Source organism: Tianweitania sp. (assembly GCF_032053605.1).
GTDB lineage: Bacteria > Pseudomonadota > Alphaproteobacteria > Rhizobiales > Rhizobiaceae > Tianweitania.
In genome coordinates this window covers 35,297-57,345 of record NZ_DAMBUH010000014.1, presented here as the reverse complement: position 1 = coordinate 57,345, position 22,049 = coordinate 35,297, and the positions used below count along the sequence as shown (strand labels likewise).

At 61.4% G+C, this 22,049-nt stretch carries 20 protein-coding genes; 15 read left to right on the top strand and 5 right to left on the bottom strand.

The features are described from left to right. Nucleotides 1-147: 147 nt before the first annotated feature. From RTX98_RS05640 to RTX98_RS05630, 3 genes are all read left to right on the top strand, one after another. Nucleotides 148-537: an adenylyltransferase/cytidyltransferase family protein gene (locus RTX98_RS05640; protein ID WP_416223068.1), complete on the top strand. Its 390-nt coding sequence runs from the start codon at nucleotides 148-150 to the stop codon at nucleotides 535-537. Nucleotides 538-626: 89 nt separating this feature from the next. After that, nucleotides 627-1,637, top strand: coding sequence for a glycosyltransferase family 9 protein (locus tag RTX98_RS05635; RefSeq protein ID WP_312795192.1), 1,011 nt, complete (start codon nucleotides 627-629; stop codon nucleotides 1,635-1,637). Continuing rightward, nucleotides 1,637-2,263 carry an HAD family hydrolase gene (locus RTX98_RS05630; protein WP_312795191.1) on the top strand — a complete coding sequence of 209 codons (627 nt, stop codon included), beginning with the start codon at nucleotides 1,637-1,639 and terminating at the stop codon, nucleotides 2,261-2,263. Before RTX98_RS05635 ends, RTX98_RS05630 begins: the two co-directional genes overlap by 1 nt. On the opposite strand, the gene rfaD is transcribed toward RTX98_RS05630, so the two are convergent. Next, the gene (rfaD, locus tag RTX98_RS05625; RefSeq protein WP_312795190.1) at nucleotides 2,148-3,155 is read right to left on the bottom strand and encodes an ADP-glyceromanno-heptose 6-epimerase; all 1,008 of its coding nucleotides are present in this window, start codon (nucleotides 3,153-3,155) and stop codon (nucleotides 2,148-2,150) included. The two genes, RTX98_RS05630 and rfaD, sit on opposite strands and share 116 nt — an antisense overlap. Nucleotides 3,156-3,251: 96 nt before the next feature. On the opposite strand from rfaD, the gene RTX98_RS05620 reads away from it, so the two are divergent. The 8 genes from RTX98_RS05620 to RTX98_RS05585 all read left to right on the top strand — a co-directional run bounded on the left by RTX98_RS05620 (nucleotide 3,252) and on the right by RTX98_RS05585 (nucleotide 13,041). Next, nucleotides 3,252-4,082 carry a 4'-phosphopantetheinyl transferase family protein gene (locus tag RTX98_RS05620; RefSeq protein ID WP_312795189.1) on the top strand — a complete coding sequence of 277 codons (831 nt, stop codon included), beginning with the start codon at nucleotides 3,252-3,254 and terminating at the stop codon, nucleotides 4,080-4,082. 111 nt (nucleotides 4,083-4,193) lie between these two features. Further along, nucleotides 4,194-5,210: a class 1 fructose-bisphosphatase gene (locus RTX98_RS05615; protein WP_312795188.1), complete on the top strand. Its 1,017-nt coding sequence runs from the start codon at nucleotides 4,194-4,196 to the stop codon at nucleotides 5,208-5,210. Between the two features lie 116 nt (nucleotides 5,211-5,326). Further along, nucleotides 5,327-6,460, top strand: a complete 1,134-nt coding sequence (locus tag RTX98_RS05610; protein WP_312795187.1) for a hypothetical protein — start codon at nucleotides 5,327-5,329, stop codon at nucleotides 6,458-6,460. Nucleotides 6,461-6,597: 137 nt separating this feature from the next. Beyond that, nucleotides 6,598-7,647 (top strand): substrate-binding domain-containing protein, encoded by a 1,050-nt coding sequence (locus tag RTX98_RS05605; RefSeq protein WP_312795186.1) that lies wholly within the window; start codon nucleotides 6,598-6,600, stop codon nucleotides 7,645-7,647. A gap of 66 nt (nucleotides 7,648-7,713) precedes the next feature. After that, nucleotides 7,714-10,302 (top strand): ATP-binding cassette domain-containing protein, encoded by a 2,589-nt coding sequence (locus tag RTX98_RS05600; protein ID WP_312795185.1) that lies wholly within the window; start codon nucleotides 7,714-7,716, stop codon nucleotides 10,300-10,302. A gap of 11 nt (nucleotides 10,303-10,313) precedes the next feature. After that, the gene (locus RTX98_RS05595; RefSeq protein ID WP_312795183.1) at nucleotides 10,314-11,306 is read left to right on the top strand and encodes an ABC transporter permease; all 993 of its coding nucleotides are present in this window, start codon (nucleotides 10,314-10,316) and stop codon (nucleotides 11,304-11,306) included. A 28-nt stretch (nucleotides 11,307-11,334) separates the two neighbouring features. After that, nucleotides 11,335-12,054, top strand: coding sequence for an amidohydrolase family protein (locus tag RTX98_RS05590; RefSeq protein ID WP_189506657.1), 720 nt, complete (start codon nucleotides 11,335-11,337; stop codon nucleotides 12,052-12,054). 24 nt (nucleotides 12,055-12,078) lie between these two features. Then, nucleotides 12,079-13,041 carry a sugar-binding transcriptional regulator gene (locus RTX98_RS05585; protein ID WP_312795180.1) on the top strand — a complete coding sequence of 321 codons (963 nt, stop codon included), beginning with the start codon at nucleotides 12,079-12,081 and terminating at the stop codon, nucleotides 13,039-13,041. Between the two features lie 127 nt (nucleotides 13,042-13,168). Here RTX98_RS05585 and RTX98_RS05580 read toward each other — a convergent pair whose 3' ends face one another. The 4 genes from RTX98_RS05580 to RTX98_RS05565 form a co-directional block, all read right to left on the bottom strand. Next, nucleotides 13,169-14,332, bottom strand: a complete 1,164-nt coding sequence (locus RTX98_RS05580; protein WP_312795178.1) for an FAD-binding oxidoreductase — start codon at nucleotides 14,330-14,332, stop codon at nucleotides 13,169-13,171. Next, a complete protein-coding gene (locus RTX98_RS05575) occupies nucleotides 14,329-15,714 on the bottom strand; it encodes an NAD(P)/FAD-dependent oxidoreductase (RefSeq protein WP_312795176.1) in 1,386 nt (461 codons plus the stop codon). Before RTX98_RS05575 ends, RTX98_RS05580 begins: the two co-directional genes overlap by 4 nt. After that, nucleotides 15,711-16,019, bottom strand: a complete 309-nt coding sequence (locus RTX98_RS05570; RefSeq protein ID WP_312795175.1) for a (2Fe-2S)-binding protein — start codon at nucleotides 16,017-16,019, stop codon at nucleotides 15,711-15,713. Before RTX98_RS05570 ends, RTX98_RS05575 begins: the two co-directional genes overlap by 4 nt. Before the next feature lie 92 nt (nucleotides 16,020-16,111). After that, the gene (locus tag RTX98_RS05565; RefSeq protein WP_312795174.1) at nucleotides 16,112-16,894 is read right to left on the bottom strand and encodes an IclR family transcriptional regulator; all 783 of its coding nucleotides are present in this window, start codon (nucleotides 16,892-16,894) and stop codon (nucleotides 16,112-16,114) included. 247 nt (nucleotides 16,895-17,141) lie between these two features. On the opposite strand from RTX98_RS05565, the gene RTX98_RS05560 reads away from it, so the two are divergent. The 4 genes from RTX98_RS05560 to RTX98_RS05545 all read left to right on the top strand — a co-directional run bounded on the left by RTX98_RS05560 (nucleotide 17,142) and on the right by RTX98_RS05545 (nucleotide 22,006). After that, a complete protein-coding gene (locus tag RTX98_RS05560; RefSeq protein ID WP_189506667.1) occupies nucleotides 17,142-17,915 on the top strand; it encodes an enoyl-CoA hydratase/isomerase family protein in 774 nt (257 codons plus the stop codon). A gap of 89 nt (nucleotides 17,916-18,004) precedes the next feature. Further along, nucleotides 18,005-19,063 carry an ABC transporter substrate-binding protein gene (locus tag RTX98_RS05555; RefSeq protein ID WP_312795172.1) on the top strand — a complete coding sequence of 353 codons (1,059 nt, stop codon included), beginning with the start codon at nucleotides 18,005-18,007 and terminating at the stop codon, nucleotides 19,061-19,063. A gap of 118 nt (nucleotides 19,064-19,181) precedes the next feature. Continuing rightward, on the top strand, nucleotides 19,182-20,264 hold the full coding sequence (locus RTX98_RS05550; protein WP_312795171.1) for an ABC transporter ATP-binding protein: 1,083 nt from the start codon (nucleotides 19,182-19,184) through the stop codon (nucleotides 20,262-20,264). Then, the gene (locus RTX98_RS05545) at nucleotides 20,261-22,006 is read left to right on the top strand and encodes an ABC transporter permease subunit (RefSeq protein WP_312795170.1); all 1,746 of its coding nucleotides are present in this window, start codon (nucleotides 20,261-20,263) and stop codon (nucleotides 22,004-22,006) included. The genes RTX98_RS05550 and RTX98_RS05545 overlap by 4 nt, the downstream gene beginning before the upstream one ends. Nucleotides 22,007-22,049: the final 43 nt, after the last annotated feature.

Here is a 22,049-nt window from a genome sequence, read left to right as displayed (position 1 = left end):
GCTTCCGAGCTTATCGCCGCCATGTTGCAGCATGCCGACAGCACGATGCTCAACCGTAAGCTCGCCTCACTTGCGACGGCAAAGGCGATCCGCGCGGACTGGGCGCGGCAGGGTCTTTCGGTGGGCTTCACCAATGGCTGATTCGATATCATTCACCGCGGCCATGTCACGCTTCTCAACAAGGCCCGCAAGAAATGCGACCGCCTCATCGTCGCGCTCAACACGGATGCATCGGTCCGGCGTCTGAAAGGGCCAGCGCGACCCATCCAGCCGGACGGCGCCCGTGCCGAAGTCATCGCAGCACTGGAGGCCGTCGACATGGCCTTGCTGTTTGACGAGGACACGCCGATGGGACTGATCGAGGCGCTTCAGCCCGACGTCATCCTCAAGGGCTCTGATTATACGGTCGACACCGTCGTCGGCGGTGCTTTCGTCCAATCCTACGGCGGCCGCGTCGAACTGGTTGATCTGGTGGAAGGCTTCTCCACCACCCGTATCATTGAACGGTCGAAGCAACTGGCGGAGGTCAAAGGCTGATGCGCTCGGGCGAGTTGGGACGAAAGCTGGATCAGTCCGTCGGAACCGTCATCGCTCCGATGATCGGAGCGATGCGACGGAAACCGCTGATGCCTAGAAACCCGCGCCGTATCGTCGTGATCGAGCCCACTGCGATCGGCGACACATTGATCGGCTCTGGCTGCATCCTTGCTTTGACCAAGCGCTTTCCCCGAGCAACCGTCATCGTCGCACATGGGCCGAGCAATGCGGCCGCCGTTGAGATTCTGTTGGCGCCGGTCGACATGGCGCAAATCTCGTTCACCAACCCGCTGAAAGCTGCGGTGAAACTGCGCGCATTGGCACCGGACATCGTCGTCGACCTTTGCCCCTGGCCCTATGCTACTGCTTTGGCGGCGCGCATGACCGACGCCTGGACTGCCGGCTTCGTGCCACAAGGCAGCCGGCGAGGGTCCCTCTACGATCTAGCCGTGCCTCACCGCATCGATCGGCACGAAAGCCGCAACCTGTCGGCTATGGCGGACGCCCTGGGCGCTGGCCCCGTATCGGGCATGGCGATCAAGCGGCACCGCGCCTTGCTTGAAGCCGACCTCGATCCAAGAGGCCTCATCCTCTGCCACATCGCAGCCGGCGGCTCGCGGGCTGCCGCCAAGGCATGGCCGATGCATCATTGGCGAAACCTGATCCACGCCCTTGTCCAGCGCGGCTACCGCGTCGGCCTGACCGGGACGTCCAGGGACCAGCCTGTGGTGGATGACCTCATTCAGCGGGTTGCCCTGCCAAATGAGCGTGTCACCAATTTCTGCGGAAAACTGTCACTAAGCCTCCTTGCCGAACTGTTGGCGGAAGTCGACATGCTCATTTCGGTCGATACCGGCGTGCTTCACCTTTCCGCAGCGGTAAACGGGCGCTCGATCGGCCTGCACGGACCAACGCGTGCAGCACGCTGGGGGTCATCTAGCCCGCATGCGATCGGCCTCGACGCACCGCACCCATATGCCGGCTATATCAATTATGGATTCGAACAGCATCCATCCGCCATGCAGATCATGGCGACCCTCCGGCCGAGCCAAGTGCTGGCGGTCATGGACGATTTAGCGCCAAGTCTTCAGGCCAGTTGATGGCGGGCCCTTCGCGTCCGGCGCTGTTCTTGGATCGCGACGGCGTGGTGAATGTCGACTACGGCTATGTCTCGCGTTGGGAGCGTTTCCACTACATCCCAGGCGTTGAGGCGGTGATCCAGGCCGCCAACGATTTGGGATGGGCTGTCGTGATCGTGACAAACCAGTCCGGCATCGCGCGCGGCTATTTCTCGGAAGCAGACTTGGCCGCCTTGCATGAAACTCTGATGCAAGACCTTGCATCACGAGGAGCGCGGATCGACGCGATCTATGTCTGCCCCTATCTGCCCGGATGCGGATCCCCGCTCTATGACCGCGACAGCGAAGATCGCAAGCCGAAGCCCGGCATGCTGTTGCGTGCTGCTCGCGACCTCAACCTCGATTTCGCCCGCTCTCACATGATCGGCGATCAGGCTCGGGACATGCAGGCTGCCGCAGCGGCCGGGGTGACGGGCCATCTCTTTCCAGGCGGCAACCTCTGGGACTTCGCAGCTGCCGCTATCGCGGACTTCAGAAGTCGGGATTGTCCCGAAGCCAGAAGATATAATCCCGCGCGCCCTCTTCCAACGACCGGTAGTTCGGCGCAAGTTGCCCAGCAACGCCCCGACCCGTTTTCGCTTCGGTGAAATACTGGTAGCGCGCGCGCAGTTCGACCGGCATGTCCACGTATTGAATGTCAGGCTTTCGGCCCATCGCGGAAAAGGTCGCAACCGCGAGTTCGCGAAAGGTCCTCGCCTGCCCGGTTCCGACATTGAAGATGCCGGCAGTGCCGGGCTTCGCCAATACGTTCAGGATGAAGCGCACGCAGTCATCGACATGGATGAAGTCGCGCATCTGCCCGCCGTCGGCATAAGCAGGGTTGTCGGACTTGAACAGCGTAACCGTCTCGCCGCGCTCGATGGTCTGATAGATCTGGTGGATCACCGAGCGCATCGGGCCCTTGTGGCTTTCGCGAGGCCCGTACACGTTGAAGAATTTGAGCCCGGCCCAACTCGGCGGCATCGTTGCACCGCGATCGCGGTCGGCAAGGATGCGACGATCCACGAAATGTTTGCTCCAGCCATAGGCATTGAGCGGCTTCAAACGTTCCAGCTGGCCGAGATCCTGTGTGTCGTCAAAGCCGAGCGTGCCATCCCCATAGGTCGCCGCCGAGGAGGCATAGATGAAGGGTATGCCAACCCGTGCACACAACGCCCAAAGATCGAGCGAAGCGCGAATGTTCAGCCGCACGATCCTGTCGACATCCCGCTCGGTGGTGGCGGAGATCGCGCCCATATGCACGATCGCCGCGACCTCATCCTCATGGCTGGAAAGCCAGCGCGAAAGATCATCGATCGCAATGATATCGTGGAAGGTGTCTTCGCGCAGGTTCATCCAACGGTTATCGGCACCAAGATCGTCGCAGATCACGACCTGCCTGCCTTGAGCGGCCAGCGCCAGCGCCACATTGGAGCCGATGAAGCCGGCTCCGCCGGTCACCAGCACCAGCCCGGTGTGATCGGATACGGACCCGCCCATGCCACCCTCACCGCATCAAACCGCCGGAGCCACCCACCGGCTTCAAGCAATCATCCGTTGTTCCCAGCTATAAAGAAAGAGACTTTGTTCATCCCTGTGTCGCTCGCCAGCAAATGGACAGAACTTCAGGCCTTCGATACCGTCAGATGCAACAAACGTTGCTCGAAGTCGTACGCAATGCTTCATGACCTAGGGCCGCTTGACTCAAATGACGTCCATTGCTGGTTCTTCGAAATGGACGGTTTCGACGCCGACAGGCTGAGCGATCTGCTTGCGCCCGACGAGCACGAACGCGCCGCGCGCTTTGTGTTCGCGCTGGATCGTACGCGTTACCGGATCGGTCGCGGTCTGCTGCGCCTGTTGCTCGGGACCTATCTCGGACAGGCACCCGGCTCCCTGCGCTTTGACTATGGCCCGGCCGGCAAGCCCATGCTGGCGCCCCCCCTCCACTTCAACCTCGCCCATTCCCACGGTGCCGGTCTGATCGCGGTCACGCACGCAGGTCCAATCGGCGTCGATCTTGAGCGTGTCCGCGAGATCGCTGACATCGATGCCGTCATCGCCCACCACTTTGCAGAAGAGGAGCGCGCGGAATTCGCGGCCTTGCCACCGGATATGCGATTAAGGGGCTTTTATGCGGGATGGACGCGCAAGGAAGCGATCCTGAAGGTGACCGGCGACGGACTGGGAACGCGGTCTTTGCAGACTTTCGCCGTCCAACTGGCTCCGGAAGGACGAAACCCGCTTCTTCTGCGCTACGATGACCATCCGTCGCCTACTGCCTTGTGGACGATCGTCGACATATCGCCAAGTTCCGAACTCAGCGCTGCCGTTGCGCTCAGTGGCAATGACCTGCAGATCAGGGTGCGTGAACTCAGCGCAAATGTTGCGGACGCTTGGCTTTCAATCGCGATAAAATCGATTTGAGCCTCAGGCCAAGCCTGTGCGCGCGGACGTAAGTACGTTACGCCGTCACCCTAATGCCAAGCGGCTGCATGATCGTAGCCCGCTGTGAATCGATGATCCGGAGGGGTTCGCATGAAGAAGTCTTTAACCCAGTTTCTCGTTGAGCAGCAGCGGCGCGAGAATGCCATGCCGGCCCAGCTTCGCCTTTTGATCGAGGTTGTGGCCCGCGCCTGTAAGGTGATCGGCCATACCGTGAACAAGGGTGCGATCACCGGCTCGCTCGGGTCACTCGACCAAGTGAATGTGCAGGGCGAGGTGCAAAAGCGACTGGACGTCGTTTCCAACGACATTCTGCTCGACGCTAACGAGTGGGGCGGCAACCTGGCAGCCCTTGCTTCCGAAGAGATGGAAGCGATCCATCCGATCCCACATCGTTTCCCGAAAGGCGAATATCTGCTCGTTTATGATCCGATCGATGGATCAAGCAATATCGACGTGAATGGCGTCGTCGGCACGATTTTCTCCGTGCTCAAGGCGCCGGAAAGCGTCGCCGGGCGGGAAGCGGTTGAAGCCGACTTCCTCCAACCGGGCACGCAGCAGGTCGCGGCCGGCTACGCCATCTACGGTCCGCAGACGCTTCTGGTGCTGACGGTTGGCACCGGCGTTCATGCCTTCTCGCTCGATCGTGAGATGGGCTCATGGGTGCAGACCGCCGATCACATGACGATCCCGCGTGCCACGCGTGAATTCGCGATCAACATGGCCAACCACCGTCACTGGGAAGCGCCGGTGCGCCGCTACATCGACGAACTGGTTGCAGGCAAGGAAGGCGCGAGGGCGCAAGACTTCAACATGCGCTGGATGGCCTCGATGGTCGGTGACGTCCACCGCGTGCTGACCCGCGGCGGTGTCTTCATGTATCCGACCGACACGCGGCCCAATATGCAGAACGGCAAGCTTCGCCTGATGTATGAAGCCAACCCGATGGCTTTCCTCGTGGAACAAGCCGGCGGCATGGCGACGGACGGCAAGCGGCGCATCCTGGCAATTCAGCCCGACAGTCTGCATCAGCGTGTCGGCGTCGTGCTCGGCTCCGCGGACGAAGTGGCCCGCGTCGCGGATTACCTTTCCGGATCCGCGCAAGCATAAGCGTCGCACGCCCTGCATCAATGATCACGGCTCGTTGCTGAGCGAAGCTGAATTTCGGCTTCGTTCAGGCGCGAGCCTTGTATCAGCTTGCTCCAAACGAGAGGCATGGTTCTCAGATGGAAAACACTTCTGCCTTGCACAGCGTTCGATGGACCCTGGCAGACTTTCTGAGCACCTACCGCTTCTGGGCGCTGTTTGCCGCAGCCCTGTTTGTGGCGGTTGGCGGACAGAGCCTCACCACCTTCTTCCCGCTGATGCTGTCGGAAACCGGGAGCAGCTATCAGACAATCGGGCTGTTCTATTTCGGCTTGAATTTCGGCTGGGTAATCGGCGCCTTTCTCGCCTTTGTTGTTGGCGGACGGCATCCCTGGTGGGCTTTGATCAGCCCGCTCACCCTTTGCACCCTCACTGCAATTGCCTTCTCGGCGATCTTTTATCTTGGCGGCACGCTTGCGCTTCTATTTCCGTTCGGCTTGCTCCTCGGAACGGTTCAGGCGGTCTTCCCTATAACCATCGCGGTCACGTTGAACGGCGGACGGCCGACGAGACTCGACTTCGCCGGCGCCCTCGCCGTCCTGTCGACAACCCTCCTGGCCTCAAACTTTGCGGCCTTCGGATCATCCTTGCTTTATGGGCGCTTTCAAAGCGGCCTACCTATCCTGCTGGCGTTTGTCGCCTACCTTGTCCTTGCAGTCATCGTGCTCATGGCCGCGCCGAACTTTTCCTTTGTTGATCAACCGCGCCCACGCCACGTACCGCTTGAACCTCGCCGGCGCTCGCCTTGGAAGGTCGCGCTGCTCCTGCTTACGCCGCCCGTCTTGCTCGGCGCGATGATCCTGGCGAACTATATCCTAGAGGACCGTGGCTACGAGCTTTTCGCGTCTCCCGCCTTCCTCATCGGCTACTACCTGATCTTGGCTCTGGTCGTCGCCGCCTTCATCTATTTCCTTTACTGGATGTACCGCATCCATGGCGAACTCGCCGGTGCGGAGCCGTCGCAGCGTTTGTTGACGCCGCTGGGCGCCTTGCTGATCGCACTTCTGGCACCGCTCGCCGTGCCGATCCTGATCATAACGCTGGGCGATATCCTCAACGATCGCGCGCGCGAAAGAGGACAAGCAAAGGCCGTATCAATCCCCTGGTTGGCCATCTGGACCTTCCTTCTGCCCCCCGTCGCCTTGGCTCTCATCCAGAATGCGGCAAACAAGAGTTACGAGTTGGATGGGACTAGTATGGTCAGCGCATCATGAGCTTTTGCTCACTAAGCATAGCGGTTTGGCAAACCTAGAGGATCACTTTTTCGATTTTCTGCTTGCTCTCTGAATAATTGCCCGACATAGATGGCCCGAACCGCTGGTGCTCCAGCCGGCGTGGTGGAGGAAACATCATGATTTCAGGAACGCTGAAGGGCTTGGCTCTATCTGCGGCGATCGGCTTGGCAACGCTGACCGGTGCCGCTCACGCACAGGACGTCGCCGGCAAGAAGATCGGCATCGCTGCCCGCGAAATTACCAACGACTACAACCGCGACATCATCGCCGGCGCCGAAAAGGCGCTGAAGGCGGCTGGCGCGGAAGTCGTGGTGACCGATGGCGGCGCAGATCCGCGCAAGCACAACGAGAATATCGAAAGCCTGATCAATTCCGGTGTTGCCGGCATCGTGGTCCAGCTCGGAGACGCACAACAGCTGGCACCGGTCGTGGCGAAGGCAAATGCGGCTGGCATCCCTGTCGTCACCACCTCCATCGGTTCCAAGACGGAAGGCGTGCTGGCCGATGTCGGCGGTGACGATGCCTTGATGTCGGCCATCGTCAGCCGGGCGCTTTTGTCCAGCATCGACTACAAGGGCGACGTCTACGTATTCTGGGTGCCGGGCGCGCCGATCCTTGAGACGCGCAAGCGCATCCTGCAGGCGATGGTGGCGGATTATCCGCAGGTCAAGCTGCATGAAGTGCCGACCGAGCATAGCGCCGCGCGTGTTCAGGCGCAGATGGAAGACATCCTGACTGCCAACCCCGAGCCCGGCAGCGTTGCCGCCGTTTGGGGTGCTTACGATCTGCTCGTCTCCGGTGCCGTAGAAGCCGTGCGCCGAAATGATCGCAACGAGATCAAGATCGCTTCGATCGACGGCGATCGTGTCGGCTTCCAGATGCTGCTCGACGAGGAAAGCCCCTTTGTCGCCACCGTCGTTCAGGACGTGCCGCGCATCGGTTCGCTTGCGGCCGAAGTCTTGCTGAAGGGCATCGCCGGCGAGAAGGAGTTTGCAAGCACGCTGTTCACCGATGCTTGGCTCGCGACCCATGCCAATGGCGTTGCTTCCGCCGAAAAGCGCTGGGGCGCCGGCATCTGGGACGAGATGTCCATCCCACGTGAGGATGTCGAGGAGCGTTGGGAGCAGAACGGCGAGCTGATCGTCGTCCATCCCATCCTGCCTTAATCACCTTCGAAGGTGGCGGCGAACAAACGCCACCTTCTCCCGCATAACTTCCCGAGGTTCTGTCCTATGACAAGCACCATCGATGTCGCGCGCGCGCCAGAGGCGGCGGCGACCCCCGTCCTCGAATGCCGTGGCATTGGCAAGGAATTTCCCGGCGTCGTTGCCCTGAGCGATGTTTCGCTCGAGATCCGCGCCGGTGAGATCCATGCGTTCCTGGGCCAGAACGGCGCGGGCAAGTCGACGCTCGTCAAGGTGCTGACCGGCGTTTATCGCGCCACGCGCGGCGAAATCCTGGTTGATGGCAAGAGCGTGCAGCTACGCGATCCGCGCGACGCGGAAGCCAACGGTATCGCGATCGTGCATCAGGACCAGCCGCTGGTTGCACAGCTCGACGTCACGCGAAACGTGTTTCTGGGACAGGAACTTACGCTCGGCGGCAGCGTGCTGGATCTTAGCGCGATGCGCAAGCAGACCAGCGATGCGCTGCAACAGGTGGGTGCCTCCTTCGACGCTGACACGCTGGTTGGCGAATTAAGCGTGGCACAGCGCGAACAGGCCGCCATTGCAGCTGCGCTCGTTCGCAAGCCGCGCATCCTCATCCTGGATGAGCCCACGGCGTCCTTGAGCGATAGCGAGGCCGAGCTTCTGTTCGGCATCGTTCGCGCGCTGCGCGATAACGGTGTCACGATCATCTATATCTCGCACTATCTCGACGAAGTGCTTGATCTGGTTGATCGCGTCACGGTTCTGCGTGACGGCAAGCTGGTCGCCACGCTGCCAGTCGCCGAAACATCCCGCGCGGGCATCGTCCAGATGATGGTTGGCCGCGACATCGAACAGCTCTACCCAAAAGAGCAGGTCACGATCGGCGAACCACTGCTGCAGGTTCGCGGTCTGGCGCAAGGCCATATGCTGCGCGGCGTTGATCTCGATGTCAGGCGTGGCGAGATTTTCGGCATTGCGGGCCTGATGGGCGCCGGGCGAAGCGAGCTTGCTTTGTCCCTGATCGGTGCCCTGCCCCGTTCAGCCGGTACGGTGACGATTGCCGGCAAGCCGTCCAATCCTCGCACGCCCCGCAGCGCCAAGAAGCAGGGCTTCGCGCTCATCCCCGAAGACCGGCGCCATGAAGGTTTGGTGACCGACATGACGGTGCGTGAAAACCTCACGCTGCCGGAACTCACGCGTTATTCCCGCGCCGGCATCGTGCGCGGCGGGCAAGAGCGGGCTGCGGCCAAGTCTCTGGTCCAGCGGCTACGCATCCAGCCGCCCCATCTCAATCAGGCCACCCGCAACCTTTCCGGCGGCAACCAGCAGAAGATCGTCATCGGCCGCTGGCTCCTGGGTGATGCCGAAGTCTTCCTGTTCGACGAACCGACTACGGGTGTCGACGTCGGCTCCAAGGTCGAGATCTACCGGCAGATGGTGGAATTGGCGCGCCGCGGTGCTGCCGTCATCTTCATTTCGTCTGACTTCGAAGAGATCGCCGGCATGAGCGACCGCATCGCCGTCATGCACAAGGGTCGCATCAACAAGCTGTTCGAGCCCGGCGAGGCTACGGCGGAATCGCTGTTGTATTGGGCGTCCGGCTCGGCGGATGAGGCAAAGCCGGCATCTGCCACCTCCTCCAGCGAGACTGTCGCCGATGAGGCGACCAGCCAGATGCCCACGGCAGACGCCGTCGCATCGCCCGCGCAGGTCGCAACGCCGCCAAGCGTCTGGGCGCGTTGGGGCACGATCGGCGGCATGGTGGTTGTGCTGGCCCTGATCGCGGTGCTCGCGCCACAGTTTCTGGCCCTCAACAACATTTTCGACGTGTTGAAACAGGGCAGCGTGCTGGCCTTCATTGCGCTTGGTCTCACCGTCGTGCTGATTGCCGGTGGGTTCGACATGTCGGCAGGCGCCGTCAGCCAGTTCGCGACCAATCTTGCCGCCGGCACATTGATTGCGGGAGCAGGATCGGCGGCCGCCCTTGGGCTCGGCGCCTTGACCGGCCTGGTCGCAGGCGCCGTCAACGCTGCCCTCGTGCTGATCTTCGGCATGCCCGCCTTCGTCGCCACACTCGGGGTCATGTTTGTCGCGATGGGCGCAACGCTGCTTTACAATGGCGGACAGGCTCTCACCCTCGCCAACCAGCCCGCCTTCTTCTTCATCGGTCAGGGCTATGTCGGCCCCGTACCCTTCGTGCTGCTCCTGCTTCTTGCCACGACTGCAATCCTGCATTTTGTGCTGAAGCGCACCCGGCTTGGCCTGCGCATGTATGCGGTCGGCCAAAACCTCGTCGCGGCTGAGCTGCGCGGCATCGGTCGCGCCCGCTATGCCACCGCATCCTTCATGCTGGGCGGTCTGGTGCTAGGTCTGGCAGGCGTGATCCTCGCCTCATACTCCTATGGCGCGTCTGCGCTGGCCACCGGCATCGACTTCCTGATCAGCGCCCTGGCCGCCGCCTTCCTCGGCAGCACGTTGAACAAGGCGGGCGAACTCAACGTCGTCGGAACGCTGATCGCAGCCCTGTTCCTCGCTTCTCTGTCCAACGGCCTCATCCTCATCGGGATTTCGAGCCAGGCCCTGCCCGGGATCCAGGGTCTCGTTCTCATCCTCTCCATCGCACTTGGCGTGATCCACAAGCGTGGCATCGGCCAGGTCTTGATCTTCTGAGGAGCATCGCGATGTCTGTTTCATCAAACCTGCCGAAGTCCTCGACCGCCTCGATCTCGGTGCTTGGTCTGTTGCGCGATTACGGCGCGATCCTCGGCATGATCTTCGTGCTCGGCATCTTCTGGTATCTGAAGCCCGCCTTTCTTTCGGCTGCCAATATCGAGAACGTCTTTCGTCAAAGCGGCATCGTGATGATCATGGCTCTCGGCCTGACGATCGTCATGAAGATGCGCGGCGTCGATTTGTCCATCGCACAGACGGCGGATGCGGCCGGTCTCATTGCAGCCATGCTGATCATAGCCAAATATCCGATCTGGATGGCTTTCGCGCTTCCGCTTCTGTTCGGCCTGGTGGTCGGCCTCGTGAATGCGGTGTTGATGGCCTATGTCGGCATCCCCGCCATCATCGGCACGCTGGGCATGATGTTCATCATTCGCTCGGGCGAGTTGATGGCAACCAACGGTGCCGAGCCGCAGATCCTGTTCACTCTGCCGCGTTCCGTCACTCGCGACTTCCTGTGGTTGGGGCAAAAGGATCTGGGACCGGTCGCGGCGCTGATCGTGCTGGCTCTCGTCGTCTTCCTCGTCGTCTTCGTGGTCATGCGCTTCACGCCGTTTGCGCGCTACGCCAAGGCTGTGGGCAGCAATGTCCGCGCCGCGTTCCTTGCCGGCATCGACATCCGCCTGACATTCGGCTTGGGCTTCGTGATCGCCGGTGTTCTGGCGGCGCTTGCCGGCGTTGCGCTTGTGTCGCGCACCGGCATCGCCATGCCGCGCGGTGCCGAGCCCTTCCTACTCGACGCCTTTGCCGCCGCCTATCTCGGAACACTCGCATCACGCCAGGGCGAGATGAGCATTCCCGGCACGCTGATGGGGGCACTGTTCATCGGCTTCCTCAGCAACGGCTTAACGCTGCTGGGCCTCGGCGCCCCTTATCGCTACGCGCTGAATGGCGGGTTCATCCTGCTGGCGATGGCGATCGGCGCCCTGAAGCGCAAGCACTAGAACGCAAGATCTCAACGGAGGACTTCCCATGACGCTGATCATCGATGCCCATAATCACCTTGGCATTCGCCATGGCGCGCGGCAGACCGGAGCGGACCTCGTCGCCAAGATTGACGCGGTCGGCGTCGACAAGGCCGTCATGTTCCCCTTTGTTGAAGGCAACTTCACCAACGATCCGATCAAGGAAGCCTATGACGAGTTTCCGGATCGCTTAATCCCCTATTGCGCGGTCAATCCCTGGCAGCCCGATGCCGCCGAAGAAGTTCGGCGCTGCATCCGCGACTGGGGCTTCAAGGGCTTGAAGCTGCATCCGACCATCAACGGCTATCATCTTTCAGATTCCGGTCTGGTCGACCCGCTGTTCAAGATCGCGGATGAGTACGGCATCCCGGTCATCGTGCATGGCGCGAGCGACCTGCTCAACAGCCCGCCCGAATTCCGTATCATGGCCAAGCGCTTCCCGGATGTGACGCTGCTGATGGCGCATATGGGCTTCTTCTGGTCGGTCGAGCAGGCCATCGAATACGCTCAGGAATGCCCGAACCTCTACCTCGAAACCTCGCGCGCGCCGATCTTCGAGATTCAGACGGCGGTCAAGGCACTGGGACCCGAGAAGGTCATCTGGGGCACGGACTCCCCCTTCGTGGACTATGAATTCGAATTCAAGAAAATGGAACGCGCCACCGATGATCCGGAGGGTTATCGCGCCATCGTCGGCGGCAACATCGCCAAGATCCTAAAGCTCTAAGCAGCCAACAGCGTTAAGACGATCATGGCAGTTACCGAGAGAAGCGAAGCCGATCGACGGCTCGACCAGGCTGCACGCGCGGCCTGGCTCTATTACGTCAAAGGCAAGCGACAGGACGATATCGCCGGGGATCTCGGCATTTCCCGCCAGATCGTCCAGCGCCTGATCGCGCTGGCGCTCAGCGAAAACCTGATCAGCTTCCAGGTCCGGCACCCACTTGCCGAGTGCATCGCCCTGGCGGACCAGCTCAAAGAGCGCTTCGACCTTCAGTTCTGCGAAGTGTCCTTGAGCGAGGCCGGCAGCACGGAAGACATTCCGTCTGCGGCAACCGTAGCCGCGCTTTATCTCGACAACCTGCTGACCCAGAAATCGCCCTTCACCATCGCCGTCGGCAATGGCACCGCGATGCGGGAAACCGTGCTGCGCGTCGGTTCCATGGACCGGCCACAGCATCGCTGCGTGTCGCTCATGGGCAACCTCACTCCGACCGGACGGGCATCGCGTCACGATGTGGTGACAAAGCTGGCGGAACGAATCGGTGCGCAAAGCTACCCGCTGCCGATGCCTCTGGTGACGGCGACGACTTCCGACCGCGAGATCCTTCAGGCTCAGCTCGGCTATAAGACGCTGAGAACTCTGGTCGATGAGGCCAATTTGCTGGTGATGGGCAGCGGCAATGTTGGCTGGCAGGCTGGCGTTCATCTCGATGGTTTCATCAGCGACCGCGAACTTGCGGAAGCCATGGATGCGGGCGCCGTCGGCGAAATCCTCGGCGGGGTGATCGACAAGGAAGGCTGGTTCATCGAGACCGGCTACTTCGATCGGCTGACCTCGTTGCTCCGCTCACCCGACAGCAAGCAGACGACGCTGCTCGTCAGCTCGGGCGAAATTCGCGTTCCAGCCATCCGCGCCGCCCTCACCGGCAAGCTCGCCAACGCTTTCATTACCGATGAAAATACGGCCCGCGCGGTGCTGCAAATCCGGTAAGTCGCAGCACAAAACCGGGTTGTGGCGACGCAAAAGCGGGATGTTTCGGGCGGAGCCATCCGCTTTTTCGGATCATTTCCCCGGTTATTGCCCCCTTTTCCGCAGCCTTATGCCGGCTTTGTTCGGCTCAAACCCGATCAAATTCCCGCGTCAGTTTTTCACTGGCCTCGATCGCCGAAGCGAAGCGGCTGATGGCGTAGGGAGCAAGATCGACGGGCGGAGTATCGCCGCAGATCAGATGCGCCAGGCATTCTCCGACCGCCGGCGCGATCTGGAACCCACCGCCGCTGCCGCCGAAGGCGTGGAAGAGGCCGGGGGTAGTCTGGCTTGCGCCGATGATCGGCAGCATGTCCGGCAAATAGCCTTCCACACCGGACCAAACGCGCATCACCTCAGCATGGCGGAGCGCCGGGATGTGCGTGGCGACGGCGCGCATGCCGTTGAGGGTCTTGTGCGGGGGAACGAAGGTATGGCGGCCGTCGGCGTTGGCTAGCGTTCGCGGATAGCCAGCAAAAATGAAGTTGCCGCGCGTCGTCTGGCGCAGGATCATGTCGCCTTCGATGGCATAGACCGAAGGCTGGAGGACATAGGGAAGCGGTTCCGTGACGAACTGCGGCGGGCCGGCGGAGAAGAGCGGGACGTCTTCGCCGAACTGCTTGGCCAGCTGACCAGCCCATCCGCCGGCGGCATTGACGAGGACCGGTGCGGTTAAAGGCTCGAAGCCGGTTCCCGAGACGGTGAAGAGACCGTCCTTGTGATCGACCTGCGTCACGTCGCAGTTCTGCAGCAAAGCCCCGCCCGCCCCGATCATGGCGCGCGCGACGACAGGCGTTGCGGTGCGGGGATTGGCGACGGCGCAGCGCGGCGAGAAGGACGCGATCAGAGCGGAGGGTGCGAGCCAGGGAAGGTTGCGGCGCAGGGCTTCGCTCTCCCACAGCGCAATCTCCAAACCGCACTTGCGCGAGTTTTCGGCATAGCCAAGCAAGCGCTCACGACCAGCGTCGGTGTGGGCGAAATAGACCATTCCGTTACGGTCGTATTCGCAGCCTTCGCCGGTCAGCTCTTCAAACGTCTCCCAGTGATGCTGGGCCGCAAGCGAAAGCGGATATTGGCTCAGGGATCGACCTTGCAGTCGGAGACCACCGAAATTGGCACCGCTCGATTGCGCGCCGACATAGCCGCGTTCCAGCACCGCGACGCGCTGGCCTGAGCGAGCAAGGAACAGGCCGGCGAAGCAACCGAACAAGCCACCGCCGATGATGATGGCGTCGAACGAAGACGAGCGCGTCAAAGACCGTCCTCTTTCATTGCCGCTTCGATGGGGATCGGACGTACCGGCGCCTGAGCACGCAAACGGCCAACGGTTTCCACCGGCACGCCGCTGGTCACCGCGGTCAGTTCCTGCAGGGTTTGGCCGCAGAAGCGGCCTTGGCAGCGCCCCATTCCGCAGCGTGTGACCGCTTTCACGCGGTTGACCTCGACCGGTCCGGCTTGCTTGCGAACGGCTTCGCGGATCGCACCGGCGTGGACACGCTCGCAACGGCACACGATTGTCTCGTCAGGCAGATCGGCAGCAAGGTGGCTCGGCCAACGGAAGGCAGAGGCCATTCGCTGCTGAAAGAGACGAAGTTTCGCAACGCTCCGACGCAGCTTGGTTACGTCTGCAGGCACGGTCATGCCTCTCGCTGAAAGCATAGAATAAGCGGCCAAGCGCCCGCTTTCTGCCGCAGCGATCCGCCCGCCGGTCATCGCGCTATCGCCGGCGAGCCAGAGGCGATCACCGGCGCGTCCGTCTTCGTCTGTTTCGGGAAACCAGTTGCGTAAGATCGGGTCGAACTTAAGCTTTGCGCCAGCGAGTTCAGCCAGTTGCGTTTCCGGACGGAGGCCATGGCCCAGCGCTACGGCATCGCAGCTCAACGCCTCAACACGTCCGTCAGCATGGCGGATCTCGATGGCTTCGACCCTATTCGTTCCGTTTACACGAAGAAGCTCTGCACCTTCGATGCGCCGTACTCCTTTGCGTCTCAGTTCGGCAAGGAGGAGCAGGCCTTCTGCAAATGTGGTCGGTGCTGACAGCGCCATGCCGATGGCAGCGCGGCGTTTGTCTGCCGGCTTCGACGTGTCGACCACGGTGAGATCGGCCAGCCCCATGCGGGCATATTGAACTGCGGCGAGGTAGAGCAGCGGCGACGAGCCGGCCATGACCACGCGCTGGCCGATGAAGGCTGAATGCTGCTTGAGCGCGACCTGCGCTCCACCCAAGGTGAAAACACCCGGCAAAGTCCAGCCAGGCAGGGCCATCAGCCGGTCGGTCGCACCGACAGCGACCAGCAACTGATCGAACCGAATGCTATCATGCCGACCATCCTGCACCACCTCCAGGCAATCCTCGAAGATGCCCCAGGCCAATGTGCCAGGCCGCCAGTCGCAGCGGGTAAGAAGGCGATCTTCGAGGGCTTCGCGTGTCGCGGTCTTGTTTGCGTAAGCTCGTCCCAAGAACTGCTCCGCAAACGGCATCATGGCCGGCGACAGTCGGCGGGTGCCCTGCCCGCCCGGTCGCCGCGCTTCCTCAAGCAAGATCGGGCGCAGTCCCGCTTCCACCAAGGTTGCGGCACAGGCAAGTCCTGCTGGACCAGCGCCGACGATCACCGGCGGAAGCTGCGGCAAGCTCATGACGCAAAGGTCTCGAAAGGCGCACTCGCACGCAGATCGAGACCAGCCCGCGCTTCGGTCATGCAAGCGCGAAGCCGCTGTCCGGTGGATGTCCAGACCGTGCATTCCTGGCAAACGCCCATCAAGCAGAAGCCGGCACGCGGCGTGCCATCAAATTCTGAGCGACCTGTCAGAACTCCGGCAGTGAGCAGTGCCGTGACGAGGCTTTCGCCCGCACAGGCGGGAATGTCTCGCCCTTCAAAGCGGATCGTGATGTCCGGCCGCCTTTCCACAGCGGGCCGAAACAAGGTCGGGCCATCCAGCATGTTATTGCAATCCGATAACTCGTATTGCATCATGGGAGCGTCAAAGCGGTTCGCTGTCAACAAGCAAATGATCCGCAGGACGGCCTATCCTGTCAGCCGAAAGAAATGCTCCGTGCCGCCGCGACCACCAGCTTGGGGAAAGTCGCCAGAACTTCCTCCCTGCTGAAGCGGGCCAATGGCACCGCTATGCTGACCGCCGCAACCACCGCGCCGTTGGAGCCGAGAATTGGCGCGGCGACTGAAGCGTCCCCGTGGTAAATTTCTTCAAAGGCCACGGCATGACCGTCCAGCTTGGCTTTGGAAACGAGGTCAAGGATGTCATCGGCGCTCTTGGGGGTCGATGACGTATAGGCTTGTAGCTCCGAGGCTTCCACGATCGAGCGCACTTCCGCTTCGGGCAGACACGATAGGATCGCGCGACCCGGCGAGGTGCAATAGGCCGGCAAACGCGAACCGGTGATGACGTCCGTGCTGAGCATCTGCCGGCTGAGATAGCGCGTGACGAAGACGATCTCCGTGCCGTCGAGGATCGTCAGGCTGATTGCCTCCTGCGTTTCCTTGCTGAGATGCTGCAGCACAGGCATCGCTCGGTCCACCAGGCGTGAACCGCGCGTGTAATGATAGGCAAGATCAAGGGTCTTGATGGTCAGCTCGAACTGACGTGTTACCGGATCGCGCTTGAGATAGCCGAGTTGTGTCAGCGTGTGGGTGAAGCGTTGCGCAGCACTGACATCCATGTCCGTGAGCTGGGCGATCTGCGATAGAGTCAGCGATCCATGCCCTTTATCGAAGACGGTCAACACCCGAAACGCTTTCGCAACGGACTGGACCATCAAAGGATCTTCGCGCCGCGCCGTGGCCGGTTTGTCCTGCATTCTTGTTCCTGACCTTTCGAGTACCCGTCTTTTGCAGCTTAGCCGGGCAGCGCTTGATTTCGATACTTCCGGTCAACTTGCAACAACTGCCACGCCCGGAAAGACATTGATCTACAGCGCGATAGATCGGCTCGATCGATCCGTCCAGCAGCTTTCAACCTAAGTTTTTTAACAACCCCGCTTGACCGATCCGTTTTCTCAGTTGCATCATGCAATAACAGCTATTGCATTGCAATAAGGAGGAAGCGTGTCCCAGGAATTCGTGTTGGCTGAAACCATTGGTCAAGTTCGTCGCCTGACCTTGAACCGGCCAGAAAAGCTTAACGCCTGGAACACGCCGATGCGTGATCAGCTGATTGCCGCACTGCAGGCTGCCGAAGCGGACGATCAGGTGCGTGCGATCGTTCTGACCGGCGCAGGTGACCGCGCTTTCGGTGCCGGCCAAGATCTTTCGGAAAGTAAGAGCTTCGATGCCGATCGCGCGGAAAGCTGGATGGGAGAGTGGAAGACGCTCTACAACCTGTTCCGTTTGGGATCGAAGCCGATCGTCGCCGCTCTGAACGGCGTGGCGGCAGGCTCTGCCTTCCAGGTGGCGCTGTTGTGTGACCTGCGCGTTGCGCATGCCGGCGTGAAGATGGGACAGCCCGAGATCAATTCTGGCATCGCCACGGTGACCGGCAGCTGGATCATGCGCGAAATCCTCGGCTTGGCACGGACGATCGACCTGACGTTGACCGGGCGCATGCTGGATGCGCAGGAAGCTTTCGGCTTTGGGTTGATCTCGCGCCTTGTCGAAGAAGACCAGGTTCAATCCGCCGCGCTGGAACTGGCTGAGTTTCTGGCGGGCAAGCCGCCGGTCGCGATGCGCCTCAACCGTCAGCGTTTCGCCGAACTGACACAGGAAGGTTTCGACGACGCCATGACTTCCGGCGTGCGCATCCAGCGCGAGGCTTATGCCTCCGGTGAGCCTTCGGCGATGATGGAGAAGTTCCTGGCAAGCCGCGCCGCACGCAAGGCTTGACGAGACTGCATTCCAGGCAATGGACGCGCCTGGAATGCCACTACCGACGCCGGCAAACGGTGCGGCTCAACAACCAGAGGAGAACAGAAATGACCAAGTCGCTTCTTCCAGTTCTAACGCGCCGAACCCTCCTGGCTTCAGGAGCAGCAGCGCTTGCTACACCCATGCTGATGCGCCGCGCTCATGCCGAGCAATCGCTGGTTGTCGCCGATCCGGGCGGTCCCTTCACCGAAGGCTACCGCAAGGCGTTCTACGAGCCTTTCACCGCGGCAACAGGCATCGCCATCAACAGCGTGGCGCGCGATGCCGAGCCGACGGCACAGTTCAAGTCGATCGTGGATACCAAATCCTACATCTGGGACGTATGCACGATCACGCTTTCCGCGCGGCTGATCCTTGAAGAACAGGGTTTGCTTGAGCCGCTCAATCTAGATGCGACCAAAGTATCCGACGTGATGCCGGAAGCCGTTCACCCGAACATGCTGGGCACCGACGTTTATTCCACCGTACTCGCCTACAACACCGACACCATCACCGAAGCGCCCGAAGGCTGGGCCGCGTTCTGGGATTTCGACAAGTTCCCCGGTCGCCGTTCCCTGCGCAAAAACCCGATCGACACGCTGGAAATCGCCTTGATGGCTGACGGTGTGGCGCCGAAGGATCTTTATCCGCTGGATGTCGATCGTGCCTTCCGCAAGCTCGACGAGATCAAGGATAAGATCGACGTTTGGTGGACCGGCGGCGCACAGTCCACGCAGCTGCTGGAAAGCGGCGAAGTGGACATGATCGCCGGCTGGAACGCGCGTTTCCAGGCAGCCATCGACGGCGGTGCTCCCGCAAAGATCGTATGGAACGGCGGCCTATATTCCATTGAAGGCTGGGGCGTGCCGAAGGGCAATCCGAAGGCTGATCTGGCCCGTCAGTTCGTCGCCTTCTGCGCTCAGGCCGAGATGCAGGCGAAGTTCACCGACGACCTGGCCTACGGCCCGACCAATCTAAAGGCTTACGATCACATCGAAGCCGACCGCGCGGCGATCCTGCCGACCTCCCCGAAGAACCTGGAACTGATGTCGCTGGCATCCGAGCCGTTCTGGAAGGCCAATCGTGCCGCGTTGACGGAACGCTTCAACGGCTGGCTGCTCGACTAGGCTGTTCCATTTCGGGGAGCGGTGCGTGCTGCTCCCCTGACCACCTCTTTCGGCCAAAGACGCTTGCCCGGCATAACTTCGGGGCAGCGTTGATCGGCATTATTTTCCAGGAGCCCCAATGGCAGCGGCATCTCAGCAGGGCGCGCTTGTGCTCGAAGGTTTGTCGAAGCGCTATGGCACGTTCACAGCGCTCGAACCCACCAGCCTGACCATCGAAGACGGCGAGTTCCTCACGCTGCTGGGACCATCGGGTTCCGGCAAGACTACCTTGCTGCAGATGATCTCGGGTTTGACCGATCCGAGCGAAGGGCGCCTGATCTTCAACGGTGAGGACTGGACGCACAGGCCCGTCAACGCGCGCGGCATGGGGTTGGTGTTCCAGCATTATGCGTTGTTCCCGCACATGACGGTTGCCGAAAACGTCGCCTTCCCGCTGGAAATGCGCAAGCTGCCTTCGGCCGAGATGAAGACGCGCGTCGAAGAAACGTTGCGCAAGGTTCAGCTCGACCAGTTCGCGCACCGCTTCCCCAAGGAGTTGTCCGGCGGCCAGCAGCAGCGTGTCGCCTTGGCGCGTTGTCTTGTGTTCCGTCCCAAGGTGATCCTGATGGATGAGCCGCTGGGTGCGCTCGACAAGGCGCTGCGCGAGCATATGCAGCTCGAAATTCGCCGGCTGCACAAGGAATATGGCACCACGATCATCTACGTGACCCATGACCAGGAAGAAGCGCTGGTAATGTCCGACCGCATCTGCGTCATGAACCATGCGCGGGTGGAACAGATCGGTGCGCCGAGCCAGATCTACGGCAATCCGGAAACGCTCTTCGCCGCGACCTTTATCGGCCATTCCAATGTGCTGAGCGGTGAGAAGGTGTCGCGCGACGGTGATGTCGCGACCATCCGCATGCCGTTTGGCACGTTCAGCGGCAAACATACGGCGCGTGATCGTTCCACAACCAATGTGTCGCTGATCATCCGGCCGGAACAGATGCGGCTGGGTACGGCGCCGGGTAACGCCTTCGACGGCGTGTCGGGCAGGCTGACGGACTTGATCTATGTGGGGGCCGAGACGCGGCTTCTGCTGACGCTCGGCTCCGATACAAACCTGACCTTGCGCCATGATCCTGCGGCCGGCGAACTGCCGTCGATCGGCGACGAGGTGGCGGTTCATTGGCTGAAAACAGCAGCGAGAATCGTGACATGAGCGCGAGTGCTGTTGTTTCTGCGCCGCGGCGCTTTCAGTTCGGCCCGCTTTGGCTGGTGCTTCCGGCGCTGGCCTTGCTGGCGGTGTTCTTCATCTTCCCGCTGGCACGGCTTTTCGTGCTGGGCGTCCAGGATCCCGGCACGGGTGCGCTGACGGCTGAGCATTATACGCGCCTGATCGACACGCCCGTCTACTGGCGCATCCTCGGCATTACCTTCCGCATCGCATTCCTGACGGCGGCGTTCTGCCTGCTGCTCGGCTATCCCCTGGCATTGTGGCTGTCGAAGATGGACAGCCGTCGCCAATCGTTGATGACGCTGCTGGTTCTTCTGCCATTCTGGACATCCTATCTTGTCAAGACCTTCGCCTGGATGATCCTGCTCGGCAATCGCGGCGTCTTGAATTCACTGCTGACGGATACCGGTCTGCTCGAGCGGCCGATGCGGCTGATGTATAACGAGCTTGGCGTCATCATCGGCATGGTGCATGCGATGATGCCGTTGGCCGTGTTGACCATGTTGCCGGTCATGAACAGCATCGACAACCGGCTATCGCTTGCGGCCGGCACGATGGGTGCGAGCCGCTCGCAGCGGTTTTGGCTGATCTACTTCCCGCTGTCCGCGCCCGGTGTGGCGGCAGCCGGTTTGCTGACCTTCATCACCTCGCTCGGCTTCTTTATCGTGCCAGCCTTTCTCGGCGGGCGCGGCCAGACCATGCTGGCGCAGACCATCATCACGCAGGTGCAGGAGCTGGTGAACTGGTCGTTTGCCGCAGTTCTCGCCAGCCTGATGGTGGCGGCGACGCTGGTTGCGATCTGGATCTACAACAAGTTCTTCGGCCTTTCCGCACTGTCCGGTCAGGCACCAAAGGTTGATGGTACTCCGCGTGGTAGTGCGACGCTGCGCGCAGGCGGGCAACGCGTTCTGAAAGCCCTTGCCTGGCTGTCCAGCCCGTTCGACCGCTTCGCTTCGCAGGACCCTTCAGCCAAAGGTGGCTTCAGCATCTATGCCCTGATCGCGGTGATCTTCCTCGTCGCGCCGATCCTGGTCGTGTTTCCGCTGGCTTTCACCTCGGCGAGCTCGCTGCAGTTCCCGCCGCCGGGCTATTCGCTGCGTTGGTTTGAGCAATATTTCTCCTCGCCGGTGTGGCTTGCCGCAACGCTGCGCTCCTTCGGCGTCGCCTTCGCAACCGCCTTCTGTGCCACGGTGCTCGGCGGCCTTGCAGCACTGGCTTTGGCGCGCAGTCAGTCACGCTGGAACGGACCGATTTTCGCTTTGATGCTGGCGCCGATGGTGGTGCCCAGGATCGTCATTGCTGTGGGCCTCTTCTACCTCATGGCGCAGATCGGTCTGGTTGCGACGAATACCGGCCTTGTGATTGGCCACACGCTTCTCGCCATTCCCTACTGCTTCATCACGATCGGTGCGGTGTTGAAGAGCTATGACTGGCGGCTGAACCAGGCGGCGGAGACGCTGGGTGCCGGGCGTTTGACGATCCTGCGCCGCATCACCCTGCCGCTTCTGCGCGGTGGCGTGATCTCGGCTGCCTTGTTCGCCTTCGTCACCTCCTTCGATGAGCTGACGGTCGCGATCTTCATCTCGGGCGGCCTTAAGACGACGCTGCCGAAGCAGATGTGGGATGACATGTTCCTGCAGCTCAACCCGACCCTCGCGGCGGTGTCCGTGGTGGTGCTGCTCATCGTCACAGTGATCCTGCTCGCAACCCGCAAACTTCAGAAGTGAATGATGCCGGACAGTTCGTTCTGTCTGGCCCGATATCAAGGCA

Excerpts from the sequence above, each read along its gene's own strand:
- RTX98_RS05630 (WP_312795191.1), top strand. The coding sequence starts at position 1,637 with ATGGCGGGCCCTTCGCGTCCGGCGCTGTTCTTGGATCGCGACGGCGTG.
- RTX98_RS05570 (WP_312795175.1), bottom strand. The coding sequence starts at position 16,019 with ATGCTGGATGGCCCGACCTTGTTTCGGCCCGCTGTGGAAAGGCGGCCG.
- RTX98_RS05635 (WP_312795192.1), top strand. The coding sequence starts at position 627 with ATGCCTAGAAACCCGCGCCGTATCGTCGTGATCGAGCCCACTGCGATC.
- RTX98_RS05610 (WP_312795187.1), top strand. The coding sequence starts at position 5,327 with ATGGAAAACACTTCTGCCTTGCACAGCGTTCGATGGACCCTGGCAGAC.
- RTX98_RS05585 (WP_312795180.1), top strand. The coding sequence starts at position 12,079 with ATGGCAGTTACCGAGAGAAGCGAAGCCGATCGACGGCTCGACCAGGCT.
- RTX98_RS05590 (WP_189506657.1), top strand. The coding sequence starts at position 11,335 with ATGACGCTGATCATCGATGCCCATAATCACCTTGGCATTCGCCATGGC.
- RTX98_RS05595 (WP_312795183.1), top strand. The coding sequence starts at position 10,314 with ATGTCTGTTTCATCAAACCTGCCGAAGTCCTCGACCGCCTCGATCTCG.
- RTX98_RS05615 (WP_312795188.1), top strand. The coding sequence starts at position 4,194 with ATGAAGAAGTCTTTAACCCAGTTTCTCGTTGAGCAGCAGCGGCGCGAG.
- RTX98_RS05555 (WP_312795172.1), top strand. The coding sequence starts at position 18,005 with ATGACCAAGTCGCTTCTTCCAGTTCTAACGCGCCGAACCCTCCTGGCT.
- RTX98_RS05605 (WP_312795186.1), top strand. The coding sequence starts at position 6,598 with ATGATTTCAGGAACGCTGAAGGGCTTGGCTCTATCTGCGGCGATCGGC.
- RTX98_RS05575 (WP_312795176.1), bottom strand. The coding sequence starts at position 15,714 with ATGAGCTTGCCGCAGCTTCCGCCGGTGATCGTCGGCGCTGGTCCAGCA.
- RTX98_RS05600 (WP_312795185.1), top strand. The coding sequence starts at position 7,714 with ATGACAAGCACCATCGATGTCGCGCGCGCGCCAGAGGCGGCGGCGACC.
- RTX98_RS05550 (WP_312795171.1), top strand. The coding sequence starts at position 19,182 with ATGGCAGCGGCATCTCAGCAGGGCGCGCTTGTGCTCGAAGGTTTGTCG.
- rfaD (WP_312795190.1), bottom strand. The coding sequence starts at position 3,155 with ATGGGCGGGTCCGTATCCGATCACACCGGGCTGGTGCTGGTGACCGGC.
- RTX98_RS05565 (WP_312795174.1), bottom strand. The coding sequence starts at position 16,894 with ATGCAGGACAAACCGGCCACGGCGCGGCGCGAAGATCCTTTGATGGTC.
- RTX98_RS05545 (WP_312795170.1), top strand. The coding sequence starts at position 20,261 with ATGAGCGCGAGTGCTGTTGTTTCTGCGCCGCGGCGCTTTCAGTTCGGC.